This window comes from Lysinibacillus capsici, from assembly GCF_003367505.1.
Classification (GTDB): domain Bacteria; phylum Bacillota; class Bacilli; order Bacillales_A; family Planococcaceae; genus Lysinibacillus; species Lysinibacillus capsici.
In genome coordinates this window covers 20,062-38,958 of sequence record NZ_PXXX01000022.1, presented here as the reverse complement: position 1 = coordinate 38,958, position 18,897 = coordinate 20,062, and the positions used below count along the sequence as shown (strand labels likewise).

General features: G+C 39.5%; 25 protein-coding genes. 2 read left to right on the top strand and 23 right to left on the bottom strand.

Annotation, left to right across the window (positions count from 1 at the left end; all coding sequences use genetic code 11):
* Positions 1-15: 15 nt before the first annotated feature.
* The 8 genes from C7B89_RS19560 to C7B89_RS19525 form a co-directional block, all read right to left on the bottom strand.
* Complete coding sequence (locus tag C7B89_RS19560; protein ID WP_115674379.1) at positions 16-228, bottom strand: hypothetical protein; 213 nt, start codon at positions 226-228, stop codon at positions 16-18.
* A gap of 62 nt (positions 229-290) precedes the next feature.
* Positions 291-1,376, bottom strand: coding sequence for an SU10 major capsid protein (locus C7B89_RS19555; protein ID WP_115674378.1), 1,086 nt, complete (start codon positions 1,374-1,376; stop codon positions 291-293).
* 82 nt (positions 1,377-1,458) lie between these two features.
* A complete protein-coding gene (locus C7B89_RS19550; RefSeq protein WP_115674377.1) occupies positions 1,459-2,181 on the bottom strand; it encodes a phage scaffolding protein in 723 nt (240 codons plus the stop codon).
* 115 nt (positions 2,182-2,296) lie between these two features.
* A complete protein-coding gene (locus C7B89_RS19545; RefSeq protein ID WP_115674376.1) occupies positions 2,297-2,599 on the bottom strand; it encodes a hypothetical protein in 303 nt (100 codons plus the stop codon).
* A gap of 2 nt (positions 2,600-2,601) precedes the next feature.
* Positions 2,602-3,882, bottom strand: coding sequence for an EndoU domain-containing protein (locus C7B89_RS19540; RefSeq protein ID WP_115674375.1), 1,281 nt, complete (start codon positions 3,880-3,882; stop codon positions 2,602-2,604).
* The gene (locus C7B89_RS19535; protein ID WP_115674374.1) at positions 3,882-5,438 is read right to left on the bottom strand and encodes a phage portal protein; all 1,557 of its coding nucleotides are present in this window, start codon (positions 5,436-5,438) and stop codon (positions 3,882-3,884) included. Before C7B89_RS19535 ends, C7B89_RS19540 begins: the two co-directional genes overlap by 1 nt.
* Positions 5,439-5,501: 63 nt before the next feature.
* A complete protein-coding gene (gene terL, locus C7B89_RS19530) occupies positions 5,502-6,905 on the bottom strand; it encodes a phage terminase large subunit (protein WP_244205724.1) in 1,404 nt (467 codons plus the stop codon).
* A gap of 992 nt (positions 6,906-7,897) precedes the next feature.
* A complete protein-coding gene (locus tag C7B89_RS19525) occupies positions 7,898-8,269 on the bottom strand; it encodes a phBC6A51 family helix-turn-helix protein (protein WP_115674372.1) in 372 nt (123 codons plus the stop codon).
* A gap of 121 nt (positions 8,270-8,390) precedes the next feature.
* Between C7B89_RS19525 and C7B89_RS22965 the strand changes: the two genes are divergently transcribed.
* The gene (locus tag C7B89_RS22965) at positions 8,391-8,546 is read left to right on the top strand and encodes a hypothetical protein (protein WP_158539204.1); all 156 of its coding nucleotides are present in this window, start codon (positions 8,391-8,393) and stop codon (positions 8,544-8,546) included.
* A gap of 680 nt (positions 8,547-9,226) precedes the next feature.
* Here the strand turns inward: C7B89_RS22965 and C7B89_RS19520 are convergent.
* The 5 genes from C7B89_RS19520 to C7B89_RS19500 all read right to left on the bottom strand — a co-directional run bounded on the left by C7B89_RS19520 (position 9,227) and on the right by C7B89_RS19500 (position 11,494).
* Positions 9,227-9,700 carry a helix-turn-helix domain-containing protein gene (locus C7B89_RS19520; RefSeq protein WP_115674371.1) on the bottom strand — a complete coding sequence of 158 codons (474 nt, stop codon included), beginning with the start codon at positions 9,698-9,700 and terminating at the stop codon, positions 9,227-9,229.
* Between the two features lie 24 nt (positions 9,701-9,724).
* Positions 9,725-9,910 carry a DUF5659 domain-containing protein gene (locus tag C7B89_RS19515; RefSeq protein WP_115674370.1) on the bottom strand — a complete coding sequence of 62 codons (186 nt, stop codon included), beginning with the start codon at positions 9,908-9,910 and terminating at the stop codon, positions 9,725-9,727.
* Positions 9,911-10,078: 168 nt separating this feature from the next.
* Entirely contained in the window at positions 10,079-10,312 is a 234-nt protein-coding gene (locus C7B89_RS19510; RefSeq protein WP_115674369.1) for a MerR family transcriptional regulator, read from the bottom strand.
* A gap of 463 nt (positions 10,313-10,775) precedes the next feature.
* Positions 10,776-11,150, bottom strand: coding sequence for a hypothetical protein (locus tag C7B89_RS19505; protein WP_115674368.1), 375 nt, complete (start codon positions 11,148-11,150; stop codon positions 10,776-10,778).
* The gene (locus C7B89_RS19500) at positions 11,144-11,494 is read right to left on the bottom strand and encodes a sigma factor-like helix-turn-helix DNA-binding protein (RefSeq protein WP_115674367.1); all 351 of its coding nucleotides are present in this window, start codon (positions 11,492-11,494) and stop codon (positions 11,144-11,146) included. Before C7B89_RS19500 ends, C7B89_RS19505 begins: the two co-directional genes overlap by 7 nt.
* A gap of 296 nt (positions 11,495-11,790) precedes the next feature.
* Here C7B89_RS19500 and C7B89_RS19495 point away from each other — a divergent pair, with 296 nt between their 5' ends.
* Positions 11,791-12,384 carry a hypothetical protein gene (locus C7B89_RS19495; RefSeq protein WP_115674366.1) on the top strand — a complete coding sequence of 198 codons (594 nt, stop codon included), beginning with the start codon at positions 11,791-11,793 and terminating at the stop codon, positions 12,382-12,384.
* 22 nt (positions 12,385-12,406) lie between these two features.
* Here the strand turns inward: C7B89_RS19495 and dcm are convergent, their stop codons facing one another.
* The 10 genes from dcm to nrdF all read right to left on the bottom strand — a co-directional run bounded on the left by dcm (position 12,407) and on the right by nrdF (position 18,893).
* The gene (gene dcm, locus C7B89_RS19490; RefSeq protein WP_158539203.1) at positions 12,407-13,915 is read right to left on the bottom strand and encodes a DNA (cytosine-5-)-methyltransferase; all 1,509 of its coding nucleotides are present in this window, start codon (positions 13,913-13,915) and stop codon (positions 12,407-12,409) included.
* A 236-nt stretch (positions 13,916-14,151) separates the two neighbouring features.
* A complete protein-coding gene (locus tag C7B89_RS23325) occupies positions 14,152-14,628 on the bottom strand; it encodes a nucleotide modification associated domain-containing protein (RefSeq protein ID WP_244205723.1) in 477 nt (158 codons plus the stop codon).
* A gap of 3 nt (positions 14,629-14,631) precedes the next feature.
* Entirely contained in the window at positions 14,632-15,306 is a 675-nt protein-coding gene (locus tag C7B89_RS19480; RefSeq protein ID WP_115674364.1) for a 3D domain-containing protein, read from the bottom strand.
* The gene (gene thyX, locus C7B89_RS19475) at positions 15,303-16,031 is read right to left on the bottom strand and encodes an FAD-dependent thymidylate synthase (protein WP_115674363.1); all 729 of its coding nucleotides are present in this window, start codon (positions 16,029-16,031) and stop codon (positions 15,303-15,305) included. The genes C7B89_RS19480 and thyX overlap by 4 nt, the downstream gene beginning before the upstream one ends.
* The gene (locus C7B89_RS19470) at positions 15,991-16,365 is read right to left on the bottom strand and encodes a hypothetical protein (protein WP_115674362.1); all 375 of its coding nucleotides are present in this window, start codon (positions 16,363-16,365) and stop codon (positions 15,991-15,993) included. The genes thyX and C7B89_RS19470 overlap by 41 nt, the downstream gene beginning before the upstream one ends.
* Positions 16,362-16,733 (bottom strand): dUTPase, encoded by a 372-nt coding sequence (locus C7B89_RS19465; protein ID WP_244205721.1) that lies wholly within the window; start codon positions 16,731-16,733, stop codon positions 16,362-16,364. The genes C7B89_RS19470 and C7B89_RS19465 overlap by 4 nt, the downstream gene beginning before the upstream one ends.
* 41 nt (positions 16,734-16,774) lie before the next feature.
* The gene (locus tag C7B89_RS19460; protein WP_115674361.1) at positions 16,775-16,987 is read right to left on the bottom strand and encodes a hypothetical protein; all 213 of its coding nucleotides are present in this window, start codon (positions 16,985-16,987) and stop codon (positions 16,775-16,777) included.
* A gap of 12 nt (positions 16,988-16,999) precedes the next feature.
* Positions 17,000-17,653: a PhoH family protein gene (locus C7B89_RS19455; RefSeq protein ID WP_115674360.1), complete on the bottom strand. Its 654-nt coding sequence runs from the start codon at positions 17,651-17,653 to the stop codon at positions 17,000-17,002.
* A gap of 11 nt (positions 17,654-17,664) precedes the next feature.
* Positions 17,665-17,919, bottom strand: coding sequence for a YqaI family protein (locus C7B89_RS19450; RefSeq protein WP_115674359.1), 255 nt, complete (start codon positions 17,917-17,919; stop codon positions 17,665-17,667).
* Positions 17,920-17,933: 14 nt separating this feature from the next.
* Positions 17,934-18,893, bottom strand: coding sequence for a class 1b ribonucleoside-diphosphate reductase subunit beta (gene nrdF / locus C7B89_RS19445; RefSeq protein WP_115674358.1), 960 nt, complete (start codon positions 18,891-18,893; stop codon positions 17,934-17,936).
* Positions 18,894-18,897 lie beyond the last annotated feature (4 nt).

Here is an 18,897-nt window from a genome sequence, read left to right as displayed (position 1 = left end):
CGCCACACCTCCGTATTATTTAGCGGAGGCTGTGCGTTTAGCTGGCGCTTTAATTACAGGCTTTGCCTCCGTTTTTGGTTCTTCATCGACACGAGTTACGTCTGCTAATCCGTCTAAGACGGTAATTTCGTCCTTATCTTCCGTTACATAAGTGCCGTTATTAAATCGCTTTAGCTCGCCATTAGCGTAAAAGCCTAACGATTTATAACGCGATTCGTATTTCGCCATGATTGCGCTCCTTTCGTTAATAATAATGCGTTAAAGGCGGTGCAAGACCGCCATAACAGCGATTATTTTAAGCCCTTAATGCGAGCGTGCGCTTTCTCTTGCTTGAACTCTAATAAGAACTCACCAACAATCTGACCTTCAAGATAGTCTCCCTTGATACCTAAGAACGTATGTGCAAAGTCGCGACCTTTTAACGGCTTGATTTCTGTACGATTAGCGTCAATGATAAACACTTCGTCTGGACCAACGTTAGGATTTAGTAAGATTTCTGCAGAACCGAAGTCTGATAAGAAGTGATCCACAACTTGACCACGACCGTTATCTTGGCGAGTGATATTGATCTTGTCAACGTCAGCAGCCGAGATAGCACGCTTTTGTTTAGCTCCAACAACAATTTTGTAGTTACCGCCTGTTGCGAAACCACCTGCCTCATAAATAGCTTGGAACGCATCACCCAACATATTAAGCGTTAATGTAGCATTGTTAGCATTAATTACATTTGTCTTAATAAAGTTACGGATACCGCCTGTTTGACGTACTTTACCGTCTGGAGATTCGTATTTCACACCGTTGATTACTGCTTTTTCAAGTTGTAATGCAAGCTCTAATAGTTTCTTTTGTTTTTCGTATTCGTAAAGATCATCAATGCCGTATTCAGAAGTTGCTGCGGCTGTACCTGAAATTGATACTGTTTCATCGAAAATTTGCGTTAAGTTAGATACACGTTTACGAGATTTGTAACGTGCTTTACGAGCATCTGCTCCTTCTACACCTTCAACAAATTGGAACTCTACTTTAGCACCATCTACTACGGCTGCGGCTGTAGTTCCTGCGTATCCGCGAGTAACTGTTAATTCGTTTGCATTAATAGCTGTAACTAAAAGTAACTCCTCACCGATTTTTACAACGTGCTTAGGCTCGAAAATAGAACCGTCTGCAACTGTGATTGTTGTTGCATCAACTAAAGCTGCTGTTGCAGTTGTTTCATCTGCAAACATTTCGTCCTCAAACCACTGATGCTCTACTTGTGACACAGGTTCACCAAAGCCGACTAAGCTAATCATTGGTGTTTGGTGTGGATTTAAAAGTAATAATTCGTCTGTAACTGATTCTTTTTTACCTACGATTTGATTCTGTAACGTTGTCATAAATTTTTAACCCCTTTAGTTTTTTTTATTTTTGATGTTTACTGCCAATATAAAAAGCCGTTAGCTATATTCCGCTAAACGACTATTTACCAAGTTGCTTTTTTAATTGTGCATAGGCAGCTTTATCTTTTAGTAAGCCTGTTCGACGTGCTTTTTCGGCTGCTTCTGCGAGTAATTGATCGGCCGTCTTTTCGGAATGTCCGCCAGTGCCGCCATTTGTAGCAGTACCTATAGGTTGCGTCTGTTTCTTCGCTACCAGGTACGGTTTATTTTCAACAAGCGACTTAATAATGTCGTCGACTCCGTTAACTTTGCCATCTTCACCGATTTCTACGACGGATAAATCGGACAATGCAATAGCTGCGTCAATGTCGATAATATTTGCGCTTGATGCTACCTTAATAAATTCGTTCTTAATTGCTTGTTGACGCGCATTATTGCGTTCGGTTTCGAGTTGTGCCGTTAATTCTGCTAATTGTGCCTCGAATTGTTTCGCCTGTTCTTGCGCCTTCTCTAAGTCAGTTAATTCCGACTGACGCTTTTCTTCTGCTTGCGATTCAAACTCTGCAAGTTTTGCTTTTAAATCGTCGTAATCTGCAAATTTCTTACGCTCTCGCTTGATTCGGTCTGTAATCATCTCGTTGATTTGCGCTTGTGTGAACGTCTTTTCTGCGCTCTCAGACGATTCGAGTTGCGATTCAGCGGGCGGTTGTCCGTCTGGATTCGTCTCAGGCGCTTCTGGTTCGCCGTCTTCTGCAAAATATTGTAGGTTTAGCGTTAATAATGCGTTTAATTTGTTAATCATAGCGTATTACCTCCGTTTTTTGAGCCTACGTAGGCTGTAGTTTCCGTTATTATTTAACGTCCTTTCCGTTCGGACATAAAAATACCGCAACTCATTTATTTCTCAGAGTGCGGTTTTAAGAAAGATAAGATTCTGCTATTTCTATATCGAGCGATATTAGTAAATTAGGATATTTTTTATCAAGTCTTTTGAGGCAATCAGCGTATTCTTTACTTTGAAATACGTGTGCCAAGTCGTCAAAAATTGATGAAATCCAAGAAGCTTCTTCTTCGGTACATGTATCCAAAAAATGAATTGTTTCTTTTTCATCATTAAATTCTAAAACCAACTGATTCCAATAATTTTCGATTGCGGGATCGTTTATGTGCAATTTTTTCATTTTCTCAATAATATTCGTAATGTTACCTGTGTTAATCAAATCTAATCACCTTCCTCTAAATGAGATTGCTTATTTGTAGGGAAAATAGTACTGATAACTTTATTATTGTCTAAGTTTAAAAATACACCAATTTCAATATTCTTGTAAACGCCAAATATTTGAAATCCGTTAACAATTTTATTATCAGGATTGTTGGCTACATGTAAACCTGCTTTTTCAATATCATCTTTAGTCCAATTTTCAGGAAACCATGACTGCCCTACTCCAGTTTTCTTTGTTTTAGACTTATGACTAGGAACGTTACCTATGCGAACTCCGTTAGAAAAAATCTTTTCAATATTGTAATCAATATTATTTTCTTTTAAGAAACTAATATTATCTTGACCATGCCCTCCACTTTTCATTTTAGAAATCTCTTGTGTGCGAGGTTTTATCGTAAAGTCTCCTAGATTAGCATGTTTAAGTGTTGATTCTGTTGGTTTTTTCTCCCATACGTTTGGGTTATTATACTTCTCTGGATCACGCAAAGGGCTGACCAAATGTTTGCAACGAGGATGGAACAGTTTTTTTCTTGGTATATCGCCAATGTAAGGGTAATCTCCAGGTGCATCTGCTACTAATTTTACGATTTTACCTTCATATTCTCTGCAAGCGTCCTTAGCTCCATGACGACTAATTCGACCATAGTAAGACTCTTCCGATAACGCTTCGTTAATACTTGCTTCGCGATGCGCGTTCATCATATTAGTTCTGGCGACTACATCTGCGTAGTTTTCAACTTTCCATCGATTCCCCCTAGAGTCAATAATCGCAACGCCGGTGGCATTAATGATACGTTCCCGTATCTCTTTTGATATGTCAGATGTAGCGTTAATACCAGACGTAAGTTTAGCGCGCATGGCTTCGGCCGTTGCTTTTCTAATTGCTATCTTTGCTTGTCGCTCCATGTTTTGCGTTATTGCGAGTAAATCTGACTGAGTATCTGCTATAGCTGCAGCAATAAGTCGTTTATTTACCGTATTAAATTTTACAATTTTAAGAGCATCCTCATAAGACTTAGTAAGCTCTAAAGTATAAATAGTCGATGCGATACCTTCTGTTGCTGATTTAGTTATGGCGACGGCAGACCATTCATTTCCGTATTTTTCAATGTCGGATAATATGTTACGGATAGACTTTTCAACGGCGATGATCTGCGCGCTCTCGAAATCCGTAAGAAATAAGTTATTAAGTTCATTTTTTACGTCTTTTAATGCTTTTGTATAAGCTTTTTGTATCTTTTTAACATCATAATCGTAATCTGGCTGAGGTACTTCACGCATCAGGCGTCAGTCCCTTCGTCCATTTCTGTATAAGGGTCATTAAAGATGGAAGCATCGACTGTACCAACTTCACGCTCTGTATCGGCATCAATCCGCGTCATGATTTCGGTAGCTTGAATGTCGTCTACACCGTCCATACGTTTAATCGCTGTAGCTACGTCAATTGTCGGCTTATTGCCAGTACGAATTGCCATAATTTCGGCTTGCTCTTTTTCGGAATGAGGTAAGCCATCTTGCCAGTGAATAACCGGATAGACTGCTTCGAAATTAGCTTCGCCATGCGCTATATCAAGCAATTGGCAGTTATATAGTGCATCTCGTAGAGCGCGGTCGTAGTGCGTTCTAATACGAGCTACTTTCGTCAATATTGGCATAAAGCGCGCTTTAATAGCAGCGCCATCTGTATGCGATGTGCCTGTTCCTCCAGCGTTTTGATCTCCAAGTACAGTACCGAATAGCCATTGCGGAGTTTCTGCGATTTGAAACGCCATGCCAATCAATGTTTCAAGTTCTTTAAATGCACTATTCAACTGTCCATCCCACGTCATATAGCCTGGTGTTTTATCTTCGGCAGTTAAAGGAATATAAGCGCCTGTTAATCTTGCGTTACCATGCGTCCCTAGTTCTGGTCCATACGCTGTCGGATCACTATGCTTCCATAGAACATAATCGAGCTGCGCTAATCGGTCATTTATCGCAATTAAAATCGTTTCTAGCACTTCTAATGTTCCTTTACCCTCCCATTGGTCGTCCGTTGATTTATATGGAATGTGATGAACGAGTAAGTGCGGAACTCCTGTCGGAACAATTTCGCTATCGCTGACCTTTTTATCAATTAAGAAAAGCTGTACTGGATAGCCGTATTTGTTGTCAACTCCACCTTCATAAGTCGTAAGTTTATATCGCTCATTAATGATATAGCCTGGCAGGTGGTGCTCAACGTTTAAGTACGGTGTTTCTTCCTTTTTAGAAACTACCCATTCTACGCTTGCAATGACTACTGACTTAAACTTCTTCACGTTACCGTCACTTGTAATTGGGAATACACAGTCTGCGGCAATATGTTCGATAATAGGCTCCATTACCGCATCGTCTGGGATAGGTAGGCCTCTCATTGTTAGAGCGCTATAGTCCTGGCGATAGTCGTAACGAACTTTAATCCATGAATCGCCACGATAACCATTAGCAAGCGCAGATTCGTGAATTAACTTAACAAGATCGTTTTCCTCAACGTAGGAGTTAATTGCAAATTGTTGCTCCGTATCGTCTGCTAATCCGCTATCGAAGATTGGTGGTTCTCCGACAAGTAAATCACTTGCTTTCGTAACAATGATGTCGGCAATATTGGCTGCAATATAGAGTGACTGTAATTGTTTAGCATGTGGCGTATCTTTTAGGAGCGCTGTTGCTCTATCATATAGTTCGGACTGTTTTCCGTCATATAACTTTTTCATACGTCGATACTTTGCTATACGTTCAATTGCGTTAGCTGGCGGAAATTGTTCGCCAGGTTTAAATGCGTCATATGTGTAGGTGACAGTTCCCGTTTCTTGCATTTCTTTGTCGTTCTTTCTAAATAGTCCGATCTTGGTCTCCTCCTTTACGTCATATTTACGTTCTTATAACCATGATGGCTTTTGCTGTAATTCTATCTTACGTACACTTCTTGCGACATCGTATGCCATCGCAAGTGCATCCGGGCCGTCATCGTGCCGAGCATTCGGATACAGTTCTAATTGCTCAATTAATAATCGATGCCCTTTATTAAATCGGATATTACCGTTTTGTATATCTGGCAACAACGCTTCAATGCGCAGCGCCTTTCGCATCCGTTGTTTAACTTCCTTTACTCGTGTACTTCCTGGATAACCTTTTCGATGTAACTCTTCTTTTACCTTATGAGCGAACCACTCTTGTGCCTGTTGTGCCTCTACCGCAATTCCAGCGTATTGATATTTAAGTGCCTTCTCTACGATTGTTTCGAGCAATTTATCCGGGTGTACTCGTTCGATAAATGTATCAACTACGTAGCAAGTCCCTGTCTCTTGATTCTTTGCTAGCGTAATAATAGCAGAGTAATCGCCCTTTTCTTTTCCCATTGCAAAGTCCACAGCCGCATAATAATCGACTTTCATTCCGTCTAATTCAGATTCGTAGAAATAAGAAAATTCTTCTGGTTTAAAAATTTGTGAATCCGGGTCGGTAGGATTTCCGAGATACTCCTGGTTGAACGCTCTCCCACCCATTGATTCACGTTTTTCCATAAAGTATTTATATGAGTACATCTGTGGCCATAACGTTTTAGTTCCGTGTAGCATCTCTTTTTCGTTTTCTACGTAAAAGGCGTTTGCTTTTTCATTGGAAGCTACATCGTCGCTATTATAAATCTCACGCCACTGATCCCATAAATCCTCGCGCTTTGTCCAGGATAAAATCGCAGGGAACTTACGGCTGATAAAGTCTTTTCTTTGTGTGATTACGTGGTTAAGCAATGAATCTGGCCCAAGAATAGTACCCATATAGATACAAATACCACCGAAACCTAACGCCTCCATCATTTCGGAACGAAACCAGTGAAGATTCTTTGTTCGAAGTTCTGGCGTATTGGTATTCGAGTTGCTTTCTAAATCGTCTAGCAAAAAAAGCCCAGGGCGTTCGCTAAGGTGTCGAAGTCCCCTCATTTGCGTTCCCATCCCTTTAGCTTCGACCTTCGTACCGCTAGTCGTAATAAATTCAAGCTTATTATCAACTTCGTTAGCTTGTGATTTTTGGAACAATAGTTCGCCAAAGTCCGCACGTAAGCGCTCATTAAACTTTAGATTTTGCGCAGTAAACTTTATGAAATCGGCTGCTACGTCTGTAGTTTCCGATACTTCGATGATATACTTTTGTTTGCGATACACAACTTGGTGGCATAAAAATGCGTTAGACAAATATGCGGTCTTTGCGTGGCGTCGGCCTACCGACCATGCTACGTTTGATGCAGACTTTCCTTTTGCTATATCATCAAGCAATCTACACAATTCCTTGTGAAACTCCGCCGCATCTTCATATCGCTGCCCCTTCGGAATTAAGTTGACTTCGTTTTCCGGATTATACTCGTCCGCAAAATACTGATAGACGAAGTAAAGTAAATCGTCCTCACATCGATGGATACGTTCTAGGCGATTAAGCTCTTTCAACCTTGCGTGATAATCTTCGATAAGGCCAGCGCTAATGATGCCGTCAATATCGACTTCGCCGGCTGAATCCGAATACTTTGCGTCTATAGTATCGATGTACTCACGATACACTGCGATTAATGCTTCGCGTTTATTTCGATCTAACCATTCTCCATTTACCCACGCCATATTAGCGCCTCCTTTCATTTTAGCTGTTTATTCGCGTTTATTTAGCGTTTTAAATACGTTCCTTATATTTTATCTTTTGATTACGCAGAACGACGTGTAGGCTACGTTAGAACCGTTAAACAATGATACAAATTAACGGTTGCTTTCCGTAAGACCAAAGTGAAATTTTGGTGCGCTGATTTGTTTGCCATCAGAAACAGCGATTTGAAAATAGGCGGCTTGGGAGAATTTCAAATCATTAACGTTTATTTAACGCATTGAATAGTGAGTGAATAATTATTCGTTTCTAACTTCCCATAAGCTTAATTATGTAAAATAGATTTATCTTCAACCATTGATATATCAACGTTTGTCTTTTGTAGGTAAAATAAGCGTATGCAAATTCTTATACACACGCCATAATCCCTCTATTTACGTACACTTACTAATAGTAATCGGATAGCGATTTCTCTTATATTTGTATAAAATCCTGCATATCCTACCGCCTCTATACTATCCATATACACCCTATCTTTCAAAGCGTTTTAGGTACGCGTCCATTCTCGGCTGTTGCCCAATAAACCACACTACACACTCCGAACCGCTCGTACACCAATTCGTCTACTATTCATAGTTTCTTCCTATATAAATAGACTATTCATTCCCCTTTTCGGAGTTTCTCCCAATCACTCACCTTTTCTCATACGTTCAATCTCTGCCTTAATCGCATCAATATCTGTACCTTTATTACCGTCTGACACTTCAACTTTCTCTGTTAGCATTTGATGCGCTTGTAATAACGTTCTGAATAACGCTGCATTGCCGTCATTAATAATATGATCAGGTATAGACGCCATTACTTCTGGTAATCTATCAATCGTATCACGCATAATCTGTCGCTTTAGTTCTTCATTAAATGCGTCATTTTTGCGCCACAAATGCAGTGTTGACTCTGCTACTCCAACTTCCTCTGCAACTTCTTTATAAGTAAGCCCACCACGTTTCGGTTGACTTAGTATCGTAATAGCAGCAATTTGTTTATCGTTTAATTTAGTCATATCCTAGCATCGTTCCTTTCTTAAAATTTTACGGTAAATTAACGTTAAAAATACGGTATTTTATATAGACGTGGGTCAATGCGAATGTTATAATAAGAGTATAGAAAAGGAGGTGAACCAAGTGGATTACGAAGCTATACTAAAACACATAGCTACAATTGTTGGTATCTTAGGCGGACTTTCTTCATTTGCTCTCAACATACAGCAATTAAAGAATAACAAGCGTAAGAACAACAAAAAGCGACGCCCCCATCGCAAAGGAAAACGTCGCAAGTAGCATATGAAGGAGGTTAGCGCCTCCTTTATACTTAGTATTTTATCGTAACCACTAACAATATGCAAACGACTCTCAAACGAATATTTGACATTGCTATCATCATTGCACTGAGCATTTTAATTCCTCGGACAACAGACTTTAATAATCTAACGACGTCAGACTATTTTTTCATAGCACTGTACGTCTTAATTGTCATTCTTTTCATAGTTAACACCATACTAGAAATAATCAACAAACGAGGTGAAAACAACGACTAAAAAAGTGCCGCGAGAAGTCTTTTGTCGTAAGATTGGTCGTGTATGGCTACTTGAAAAAGACCAGCCAAATCCGAGAAAATACGAATCACATATAGAATAATCAATGATTGTTGACGCCTTAATTTATTGTTAGGGTGTCTTTTTTTACTTTAGTTTTACCATTAATAACATCGCAAATAGCGCACAGTAAAAATTACTGTGAGGTGTATTTCTTTATCGTATTATTTAAAAGAATTACACTAAGATATATTATTATTGATAGCTACGATTATTTGCGTTAGCAAATAATCGTAAATGGAATTATTTATAGTAAATATTTATAAGTAAATATTTATACGGTAAATATTTATACGCAGTAAAAACTACTGTGCCTTACAGTAAATTTTACTGTGTCGTACAGTAAAAACTACTGTGTGCTATCTGTCATAACCATTCTAAAACAGCGTCTACATCACTTTTTGCTGCTGTCTGAGCATCTTTATACGCTTCTTTATCAACTGACTTTCGTCTAGCTACTTTATCAACCGTTGCTTGTTTCGCTTCCCACACCTCTTTTGCTTCTGGATACTTAGCGAAAAACTCCGTCATATCTTCTATAGGTTCATGTACATAATACAAGTTGTTGTGAAACATCGCTCCTTTATGTTTACAAACTGTCACCAATCCACAAGCAACAAGCGTCTTTACCGCATTATTAAAGGTTTTATCGCTAATCCCTAAATCTCGCATAACTTGTATATTAGTCGGAAATGCATATCCATAATCGGAGTTATTTAATTTTGTAAGATACCCGTAAACTTGTATTGAAGTACCATTATACTTCGGATAAAAGTTATAGTGCGTGAATATAGCGTTAGAAATCTGTACGAATCCACGTTTCGTTTGATTTACCATCATTCCACTTAACCTCCTAGCACTGCCTTATTTAGAAGGCTTATTCTCCGCATATGACGTAAGGGCTGCGCTTAGTTCTGGTGTGCGTTCATATTGCCAGAACTGACGCATGGTTGATTCATTAAGTCCAGTACAAATATAACGGAAACCTGTCGCCTTTAAATATCGATATAGATTAGGTGAATATGCGTAGTAAAATTTATTGTTTGTCATCCACAGCAACCTCCTTAAAACAGTACTCTTTTCACATAATATAACCGAGCCTTTTACATCTTGCGTTAGTTACGTGAGTTTGCTTGATTCTTACCTTCCTATAATGTAAAGGTACAAAACGATATAAAGTATGGATATAGGATAAAAAAAGCACACCAATTTGATGTGCTAATTTTTAGCTTTCTTATCCATATCATTTTTACGCTTAACAATATCTTCCTTAAAGAACAATCTATCTCTCGGTAGATCTTTAATTGGTGTTAACACACCACGTTTCACTAAGTTGTTCAGATTTTGTCGTGAGCATTGAAGTATTTCTAATGCTTCAGTTGTATTAATGATTTCATCTATTATATACTCTGTTAATTCTTCACGTGAGTTGAAAGAGTAATTTTCAGACATATAATTTCCGCCACCTATCGTTTATTTTTTCGAATAGTAATAAAAGTTGCTCCTATTACTATCCATGTTAAACCAATTAAGACAAAAGTAACAGTCATCATAATTTTATCCTCTTTTAAATATGATTTATTGTTTATCATGTATAAATATTTTATATTTAGGGTGAAGGCTAAGGGTGTCAGCCTTAACCTTCATTTTATTAACTTTTGGTGGGCGCTACTCTTTTGGGGTAGTGTCTTTTTTGCTTTCTTCAACTTCTTTAGCTTTTTGTTATCAATGCTGTCTGAAAGTTAACCAATTTGCTAATAAATTTTAAGAAAGTCGCTAGTGCAACTACTCTTTCAATGGCCATTTTTATTAACTAACGTCAACATAAATATCAAATATTAATCCCCGTAAATAGTTATTTTTACAACAAAAAAAAGACTACCAAAAGGTAGTCTTAAACGATTATATCCAAATATTATCCAAACACTTCACGCATACGACGATTACTATCACGTGTTCTAATACGATAATCAACACCGTCTGTTGCTACATCTTGTGCAGCTTTTAGTGAACGTTCATCTTTTTTACGGTATAACTCTTGAGTCTCACTAAGAAGTGGGTATTCTGTGTTACGCATCTTCATACGGTCTATATCCGCCAATTCATCTTGCAATATTAACGTAGCCATGCGATCTAGCACATGTGTTGCAGGCATTTTCTCATGTTGAAGAAAGTATCTTTCAGTCAGTTTTGCTACATATTCAATACGATTTTGACGGTTAGTCTTACTTTTTTTAAAACGGGTAAATGCAGATGAAATTTCGTTGTGCATGTCTTGGTTAGTTAGCATGTAGCATTTTCCCCCACACCTTTAAAACCTTTTAACGTCAATTCAGCGTCCATCCATGCCCACATTTCGTATATCTCATCTAGCTTAGTCGCAGAAGCATCAATATGAGAACTTACTACGTCTTGACCAATTCCCATTCGCTCACCAGCCTCCTTCTGCGTCAATCCGATGTCATATACAAATCGAATAGCCTCAAACTGCCTTTTCGTCAATTTCGCCATCTGACACGCTCTTTCAAAGTCAATTAGCGTATCGCTAGCATCTAAATCTCCGACATATCTGCGTTGTCGTAGTGCATGCAAATTCGTTAAAATCGCTTTTGCGGTTGATTTTCGTGTTTTCATAAACTTCCTCCTTATATTTGCGTAATTTAGATTAAAGAGTCTAATTTTCTTAAATTAGATAAATAAGGCTAATTAGAGTAAAGATGTCGTGATACTTGCCCATATATCGCTCTCTATTTTCGATAGGAATACAGTGAAATAAGTCTGACGGCGGGTATTTTCGGTCCCATATTCCATTTCCTCCTTGCTTTTGATGTCCTTTTGCGTTGATATTGCGTTTTCTTTTTGATATAATATCCTTATCAAAAACGTAAATATGACGTTCTTTCACATATAAAAACACGGAGGTGTGACTTATGACTGTTGCGAAATTTTATACGCTTGATGAATTACTGCCTAAAATCGATGAATCAGCACGATCATATTGTGATACGGTCGCAGATACTTACATCGCAGGTATCGAATTTAAAGACGAATTTTATCCGATGATTACTCTTAACGAGCCTGGAGAAGCTGACGCATATTGTGCGGAGCTTGACCGAACACTCGAATATCACTTTAAGCCCGTTCCTTCAACGGAGTTTGACGATGAAGAAGCGCAATTGCTCGCTGGCTTCACGTTTGTTCCGAATAAAGGTATGTCACAAATTTATGTTGGTAAGCGTAATCGGCTATATCTAAAGGGCGATATATTATCCCAACTAGGTATTAAACCACGTTCACGCGTCCTTATTGCGTTCAATCCTGTAGATCAGGCTTTTGCTATCGTTAAGCCTTCTGCACCTTCATTGAGTGAAGAAATGCGTTCCGCAGGTTACTTCGTAAGTAATCGGAAAGACATTACTGCTGCCAAACTTTTCAACCAATTTAATTTAGAGAAATTCGAAGGACAGACGTTTTACGCCGATACTGCGTCACTTAGTGGGAATGTCGTTATCTTTAAGCAGTAGGCAATCGCTTGCTGCTTTATCACTATAAATACTTAATTAAGCGTTCGCCAATCGCTGTAATTACCTTTGTTGTGAGGCCATTTCCGGCAAAGTGGTATAAACGACTGTCGCTAAAATGCGTTGATAAAGCGTCAATAATGTCCTCTGGAACGGATTGCAGACGTAGGCACTCTCGCGGAGTTAGCTTGCGGATTCGATATTTCGGATATTCTCCGACTGCTACGCCATGTCGATCAATAGACGTGAGTGTGAATGATTCTTCTCCGTCCTCTTTGAATCTACGTCCATTTTGACGTTTTTCAAGGCGTTCTGGTGTTAATACTGGACGAATTTCTTCTACAATTTTTGGCTCACGATGTCCTCCGCCCATAGTCGTTAATGTCGGGCCTTGCCCTGTCGGACTGTAAACCCTCTTAATAGCGTCGTGACCTTTTAAGTCGATATGACCGAGCATTATCGGAGAATCTTCTACGATATGTGTACGACGTCCTTTACCGACGTCTCCAGGTGATGTACCTTTCGCATAATTTGCGTCTATACAACAGCTTATTCCGTCTCCTTTAGAGAACTGTTCAATACGCTCCACAACGCCTTGATTGCACCCATTCGCCTCTAGCGTATTAGCCATCTGCTTACCCACGCGTCCTCTGCGAGTTTTGCTGTTAGGGAACTGAATATTAACGGCGTCTCCCTCCGCAGCTACGGCGTAGCCCTTGTTAGTCGCCTCTCTAATCACGATTCCATCCGCCTTTTCTTCTAACTGCGCAACTAGCTTAGCCGTTTTTTCCTCGTCAATATAATACTTTTCATCGACGATAGGCTCTAAGAAATCACGCAACCTAGTTAGTACTTCCGTTTGCTCTGGCCAATCGAAATTAAACGTTCTTGCGCCCTCTTCCTGATAACGACGCTTTGCTTTCGGCAGCATTGTAGTACCCTTTACGTCATTCCACGGCTCTGGCGAGATTAAATCGTCTCTAAATGCGATTAAGTAGACGCGTTCACGATTCTGCGCTACATCAAAGTATTTCGAATTTAAAACGGTAAAATCGACTGTATAGCCGATTTCATTAATCGCGTGAATAATAGTCCCCATCGTATTCCCTTTATCATGATTTACGAGACCTTTAACGTTTTCCATAAAGAGAATCTTCGGCTTTTTCGCTTGTGCTATTCGTAACGCCTCAAATGTGAGTGTACCGCGAGTATCATCGAATCCGCCTCGTTTGCCAGCAACTGAAAACGCTTGGCATGGCGGAGTAAAGCAGAATACGTCAAAGTCGGGTAACTCATCTGTATTAGCTTCGCAAATGTCTCCATGTATGGGTATTTCAGGATGCAACAGTTTGTGAGCGTCCTGTGCGTATTGGCGTCGCTTTTCTGTCGGATCATATTCCCATGCGATAACTCCTTCGCCACCTAACGGTTTAAGTCCGAGAGTCATGCCGCCGATACCTGCGAATGCTGATGCGTAAGTGAAAGACTTAATAATAATTTCTTCTTTTTCTTTCTTATGTTTAACATACGGCATTATAAAGTCCTCCATTTCATTTATTTCGTAAAGCTCTATAATATTTATACCGTTCCTGCCACGTTTCCCTACGTTAGTAGTTATGCAAGTAGTTATTTCTCCAGAAAAGTATATTGCCTGGTTATACGCATCTTGAGCAATGTATCTGACCAAAATGAGTCCCCCTAAACGTCAAAACTCGCCAACCATCACGGCTTTATTCCGCTAGGTTGGCTATTAATCATATTTAATTCACGTTATTTCTGCGTCTCTACATATGTCAACAATGCATATCCAGCTAAATCTAAGAGGGTATCCGAAATGCTTTCGCTGACTTTCGCTTTGTCTCCGCCCTGTAAAGTCTCTAACCTACGCAGTTTATCATCCATTCGGATTAAAGCGCTCATAAGTCCGTATTTATCGTACTGTTGCGAGAAACTATCTCCGTAATCGTGATTTTTACGGATTATTAAGTCGCCTAAAGCGTCTGCAGCGTTTTTAATTGCGACTTCTCTTGGTATTAATTTGTCTCGATCATCTTCTTCGCCAGCTTTGCGATGAATCATATACTGTCCAGGTAGTGCATAATAAATATCTTCGGTATCATCGATGTAAAATCGAGGATAGCCTTCGTTTGAAATACTAATTACCTCATAAATTCCTCCAACATCGTACGACCAATCTTCTGGTACTGAAACAATTCGAATCAAATCGCCTTCCTGTGCTTTTACCATGTATCATCGTCCCTTTCCGTTTTTAAGTATAGTTACTGTTACTGTTTGTTTTCCTAATGAGTAAGCCTCATTAATGTTTGAAACAAGTACATCAATCTTATGTCCTTTAATTGCCCCACCTGTATCAGCACAAATAGCCTTAAACGAAGTACCATTAGGGTAATCAATGCGCACTATTGAACCTAGTGGAATCACTCGCGGATCAACTGCAATCACTCTTAATCCTTCGGCATATATGGTTTGGCGCACATCATAGCCAGTGGCAGTTATTCCAGAACACCCATTACATGTCGACGTGTAGTGCGTTGCTATCATCGATAATTGCGTCAGTTGAACGTCGTCATTTCGACTTACTTGTTCTTGTGTTTTTCGTTTTAGTTCATTTCGTCTTTTTTCTTCTTGCCTTGTACGCTTTTCCTCTGCAATCTTAGCGTGGTATAGTCTATGTGCTTCTTCTAACGCCTGTTGACGTTTCTTTTTTCGTTCTGATTCGGCTTGTAGGCGTTTCTTTTCAAGAACTTGCGTGTATATTGCGTTAAATCCATTGTATTCTACGTGTTCTAAATTGCGTACGGTGGGACTTTCGGAAAGCTGTTCATGATCTTGTGGTTTATATAAGTAGATAAATAAAGTAACAGCGATGAGTAGCGCCATAGCTGACGCGTATAGTTTTTTCATTCGGAAGTCTCCGATACTAATTTTTCAACACTGATCGGAAAATGCGGTTTTATAAGTTCAAGAACTGCCTTCGCATACATTTGTATCTCAACTTGAGAATCATGAGCTAAACGCTGATTTAGGAAGTGACAGACGCTTTGTAACGATGCTGTCCAGTAGTATTTAACGTACATTCCGTATGCTGGCAAGAATAGGCGTGCTTGCTCAGCACAAATTCCGCTAGAAATAGCGTCCTCGTACAATTTAATGCATACATCAACATGTTGTATGAGCGCACTTGTTGCAGATTCTCCAATTTCAAAACGAACTATATCGCCTGAACCTTGTTTACTGTTTTCTGGTGCTGATCGCCATTCATATGGCTGTGGTACGTAGAATGTCGGTTCTTCCGTTACATAACGACGACTCGATTCGTTCCAAGCATCCATATTATCTCCAGTAGCTTCGAGCATTGACGATCCTACAACGTATTTCCAATGTTGCCTAGCGACCATCAATGGCGCATTAAATTCGAATTGTGCGATCACGTGGCGGAAGGGCGAAGTATGCCCCTCCCGCGCTAGAAAGTCTATTAATCGCTTATCACCATCGGTCAATGTTGCGGACTTCTTTGCGTAACTTACGCGAGCCGCATTTGCTACCGTTAAATCTGTTCCAAGTACATCGTGGATCATTACATACCCTTTATCGTCTAGTACGTTTATTTTGCGTTCGATTTTCGTCATTGAGTTTCTCCTGTTTGTGTTTAGATTTTGGTATAAACGAATATTTCCAGAAAGGCTCTGGAATGTCTAGTAATTCATAACCTAATTCAATCATTTTATTTACGCTTGACTCTAACACATTAATCATTCCTTGATTTATTCCATGTCCACAACAAGAACCTGTTGTGACAACTCCTTTACTCCATAAGAATCGGATTTCATCAACTAAACATTGGTCAATATCGCACTCCGTTTTATCAACATAGTACCCACCGTTCTTTTTAAAGAGATGATTTGGCATTTTTAAAGTCACCATTCTGCTGTAAATACCGAATTCATTCGGACATCCACTCATTTCGATACCTCATACCCTTCCTTTTCGCTAGTACCACTTTGCCTTGCGTGATTTTCAGCGTTCTTTTCCATGTAAATGCGATGAATATCGTCCGGAGACATTCCGACTACTCTAGAAAGAGATAATAAGAAGTGCCACACGTCCACGATTTCTTCTTGCAAAGCAGTTTGATCAATCGGCTTACTATTTTTCCACCAACGCCAATTAACCTCGCGACGAATCTCGTCAATCTCAGATTCCATTGCGATAGTTAATCCGACCACCCACTCGTCAGTCGTTTTTGATATACCTCGCTCGGTAATAATGCGTTGGTCTAGTTTCGTTTGCATATCATACATTTCTGTTAGTTTATCGTTAATTGGCGACATTTTTGCCACTCTCTCGATTTTTTGTGCTTGTTGTTCGTTCATTACTCTTCATCCTCCTCGTAATCTTCCTCAGTTTTCATCGCAAACCCGATAACGTTAGTATTTTCAGATTGTGACAATAACGGATTAACACTCACTTGTATGTCTAGCTCACTTGCGACACCTAACGTATCAATGAACGCTTGAATGTCCGTAGCTGCTTGTAATAATTCTGACGAATCGTTTACGTTTAAGCCAATTGTATACCGTTTCATTGAAATCCCCTCCTACCAAGTCATTTCATCCGCAATAGTCGATAAACGACCTCGGAAGTTCTTCTTTAACCGCACGACATTTACAAATTCATAAGCTGCTAAATGTTCGATATACGGTACAAATCCACTCTTATTCGGATTTGGCAAGTCGTTCTGGCCGTCATGTCCTTCGATAATTACCGTACAGCTATCATGAATTCGCGTAAGGACCTTTTTAAGTTCACCTCGCGTAAAATTCTGGGCCTCAGCTATAATCACCGTCGAATCCTTGATATTCGTCCCGCGAGCGAAGATGTGACTCCGAGGATACACCCAAACGTCGCCACGCTTTTGTGCTTCGATATTTTCAGCATCATAGATTACTTTTGACGGATTCTCGCCGATTTCATATAGAGCGTCAATTAATGGTTGATAGTATTCAGCTTCTTTATCACGTTGAGTACCTGGACGAAAACCCATCTTGCCTTCCTCGACTGGAGCGAAAATATATACGAGAGGTTTTCCGAGTAGTGCTGCGCAGGCAACTGCAAGTGTAGTCTTACCACTCCCAGCCTTTGCGTTTACAATCGTTACTTGATTATCAAAAATACTATCGACATACTCACATTGTTCTCGCGTCAATTTTTCAGCAAATCCGTATAACATCGTATCTTTAGGCAGTCCCATGTGTTTTCCTCCTAATCGCTGAATACGTAATTAAATTCGAAGCCTTTTCTTTCTTCCAAATAACGTTGTAAGTTACTGTGCAATATCTTATAGCCTGTCGGAATCACGACGTAATGGTCGTTCTTTAAGTCAATAATGTCTCCGTAATAATCACGTGGTACTGATTCCGTAAGCAGCTTTGCGTTTTGTATATTACGCCAGGTTTCCCGATCATGGCCTGTTCGCAATGCGTGCGTTATATCGGGATGCTCGATGTCTTTTACCATAGAATCGTTCCTTTCTAATAGAAGTCCGAGTCTTGAATTGGTTCGACAGTTGCTTTTTTATACCCATTACCTTTCATTGAAAAGAAATCATGCGATTTTGTTTTCGTTGATAGTCCGTTTAAAACGATTGGATTAAAGTTGTCATGTGTGTAATAAGCGTCAAATCCTAAGTTAGATAATGCCTTATTTGCGTTGTACTGAACGAAATTAAGTACATCGTATGTCAAACCGACATCATCATAAATGTCTGCTGTATATAACGCCTCGTTCTGATATAGCTTTTCGAGTGTCTCATGTACCCACGCAGACAATTCGCTTTGTACATCTGATGAGTGTCGGTTATAGATTTCTTGCGCTAATAAACCGACATAGACACCATGTATGCTTTCATCACGAATAATTAAGTTTATGATCTCCCCAGCCTGCATTAATTTTCCTTGTCCGTACATATACAGTGGGTAGTAGAAACCACTGTAAAATAAGAACGATTCAAGGAATACTGACGAAACTAGCGCCTTATAAAGTGAAATATCATCATTGTTTTTGATTGCCTTATATTGCGTCACAATAACGTCAGCTTTTGTTTGCAAATACTGATTTTCCCGTACCCAATCGAATACTTCTTTAATTTCCTCACGATTTGCCAAAGTTAAGAAGATGTTAGAGTACGACTTGGCATGGACCGAGTTTTCCATTGCTGACATAAAGGTAAGCAACGCTTGTCGTTGATGCCCTTTAATATGAGGAATTAATCGAGGTATACCAACTCCTTGTTCTGTATCAAGTAAAGTCAATCCTCCAAGTACACGCATATATGCTTTTTGTTCTTCTTTTGAAAGAGCTTTCCAAGTCAATAAATCGGGTGTTAGCGATATTTCTTCGGGTAGCCAGAATTGTGAATGATTCTGCTTTAAAAAAGCCTGGGTAAATGAGTCGTCATCTACCGCATAGTTCGCAGCCGTATAAATAGTCATGTAG

Excerpts from the sequence above, each read along its gene's own strand:
- C7B89_RS19555 (WP_115674378.1), bottom strand. The coding sequence starts at position 1,376 with ATGACAACGTTACAGAATCAAATCGTAGGTAAAAAAGAATCAGTTACA.
- C7B89_RS19525 (WP_115674372.1), bottom strand. The coding sequence starts at position 8,269 with ATGACTAAATTAAACGATAAACAAATTGCTGCTATTACGATACTAAGT.
- nrdF (WP_115674358.1), bottom strand. The coding sequence starts at position 18,893 with ATGACTATTTATACGGCTGCGAACTATGCGGTAGATGACGACTCATTT.
- C7B89_RS19465 (WP_244205721.1), bottom strand. The coding sequence starts at position 16,733 with ATGTCGCCAATTAACGATAAACTAACAGAAATGTATGATATGCAAACG.
- C7B89_RS19510 (WP_115674369.1), bottom strand. The coding sequence starts at position 10,312 with ATGTCTGAAAATTACTCTTTCAACTCACGTGAAGAATTAACAGAGTAT.
- C7B89_RS19515 (WP_115674370.1), bottom strand. The coding sequence starts at position 9,910 with ATGACAAACAATAAATTTTACTACGCATATTCACCTAATCTATATCGA.
- C7B89_RS19455 (WP_115674360.1), bottom strand. The coding sequence starts at position 17,653 with ATGGGACTGCCTAAAGATACGATGTTATACGGATTTGCTGAAAAATTG.
- C7B89_RS19460 (WP_115674361.1), bottom strand. The coding sequence starts at position 16,987 with ATGAAACGGTATACAATTGGCTTAAACGTAAACGATTCGTCAGAATTA.
- thyX (WP_115674363.1), bottom strand. The coding sequence starts at position 16,031 with ATGACGAAAATCGAACGCAAAATAAACGTACTAGACGATAAAGGGTAT.
- C7B89_RS19495 (WP_115674366.1), top strand. The coding sequence starts at position 11,791 with ATGACTGTTGCGAAATTTTATACGCTTGATGAATTACTGCCTAAAATC.
- dcm (WP_158539203.1), bottom strand. The coding sequence starts at position 13,915 with ATGCCGTATGTTAAACATAAGAAAGAAAAAGAAGAAATTATTATTAAG.
- C7B89_RS19450 (WP_115674359.1), bottom strand. The coding sequence starts at position 17,919 with ATGGTAAAAGACATCGAGCATCCCGATATAACGCACGCATTGCGAACA.
- C7B89_RS19535 (WP_115674374.1), bottom strand. The coding sequence starts at position 5,438 with ATGCAAGAAACGGGAACTGTCACCTACACATATGACGCATTTAAACCT.
- C7B89_RS19470 (WP_115674362.1), bottom strand. The coding sequence starts at position 16,365 with ATGAGTGGATGTCCGAATGAATTCGGTATTTACAGCAGAATGGTGACT.
- C7B89_RS19520 (WP_115674371.1), bottom strand. The coding sequence starts at position 9,700 with ATGATGGTAAATCAAACGAAACGTGGATTCGTACAGATTTCTAACGCT.
- C7B89_RS23325 (WP_244205723.1), bottom strand. The coding sequence starts at position 14,628 with ATGGTAAAAGCACAGGAAGGCGATTTGATTCGAATTGTTTCAGTACCA.
- C7B89_RS19500 (WP_115674367.1), bottom strand. The coding sequence starts at position 11,494 with ATGAAAACACGAAAATCAACCGCAAAAGCGATTTTAACGAATTTGCAT.
- C7B89_RS19540 (WP_115674375.1), bottom strand. The coding sequence starts at position 3,882 with ATGCGTGAAGTACCTCAGCCAGATTACGATTATGATGTTAAAAAGATA.
- C7B89_RS19550 (WP_115674377.1), bottom strand. The coding sequence starts at position 2,181 with ATGATTAACAAATTAAACGCATTATTAACGCTAAACCTACAATATTTT.
- C7B89_RS19480 (WP_115674364.1), bottom strand. The coding sequence starts at position 15,306 with ATGAAAAAACTATACGCGTCAGCTATGGCGCTACTCATCGCTGTTACT.
- C7B89_RS19560 (WP_115674379.1), bottom strand. The coding sequence starts at position 228 with ATGGCGAAATACGAATCGCGTTATAAATCGTTAGGCTTTTACGCTAAT.
- C7B89_RS19505 (WP_115674368.1), bottom strand. The coding sequence starts at position 11,150 with ATGCTAACTAACCAAGACATGCACAACGAAATTTCATCTGCATTTACC.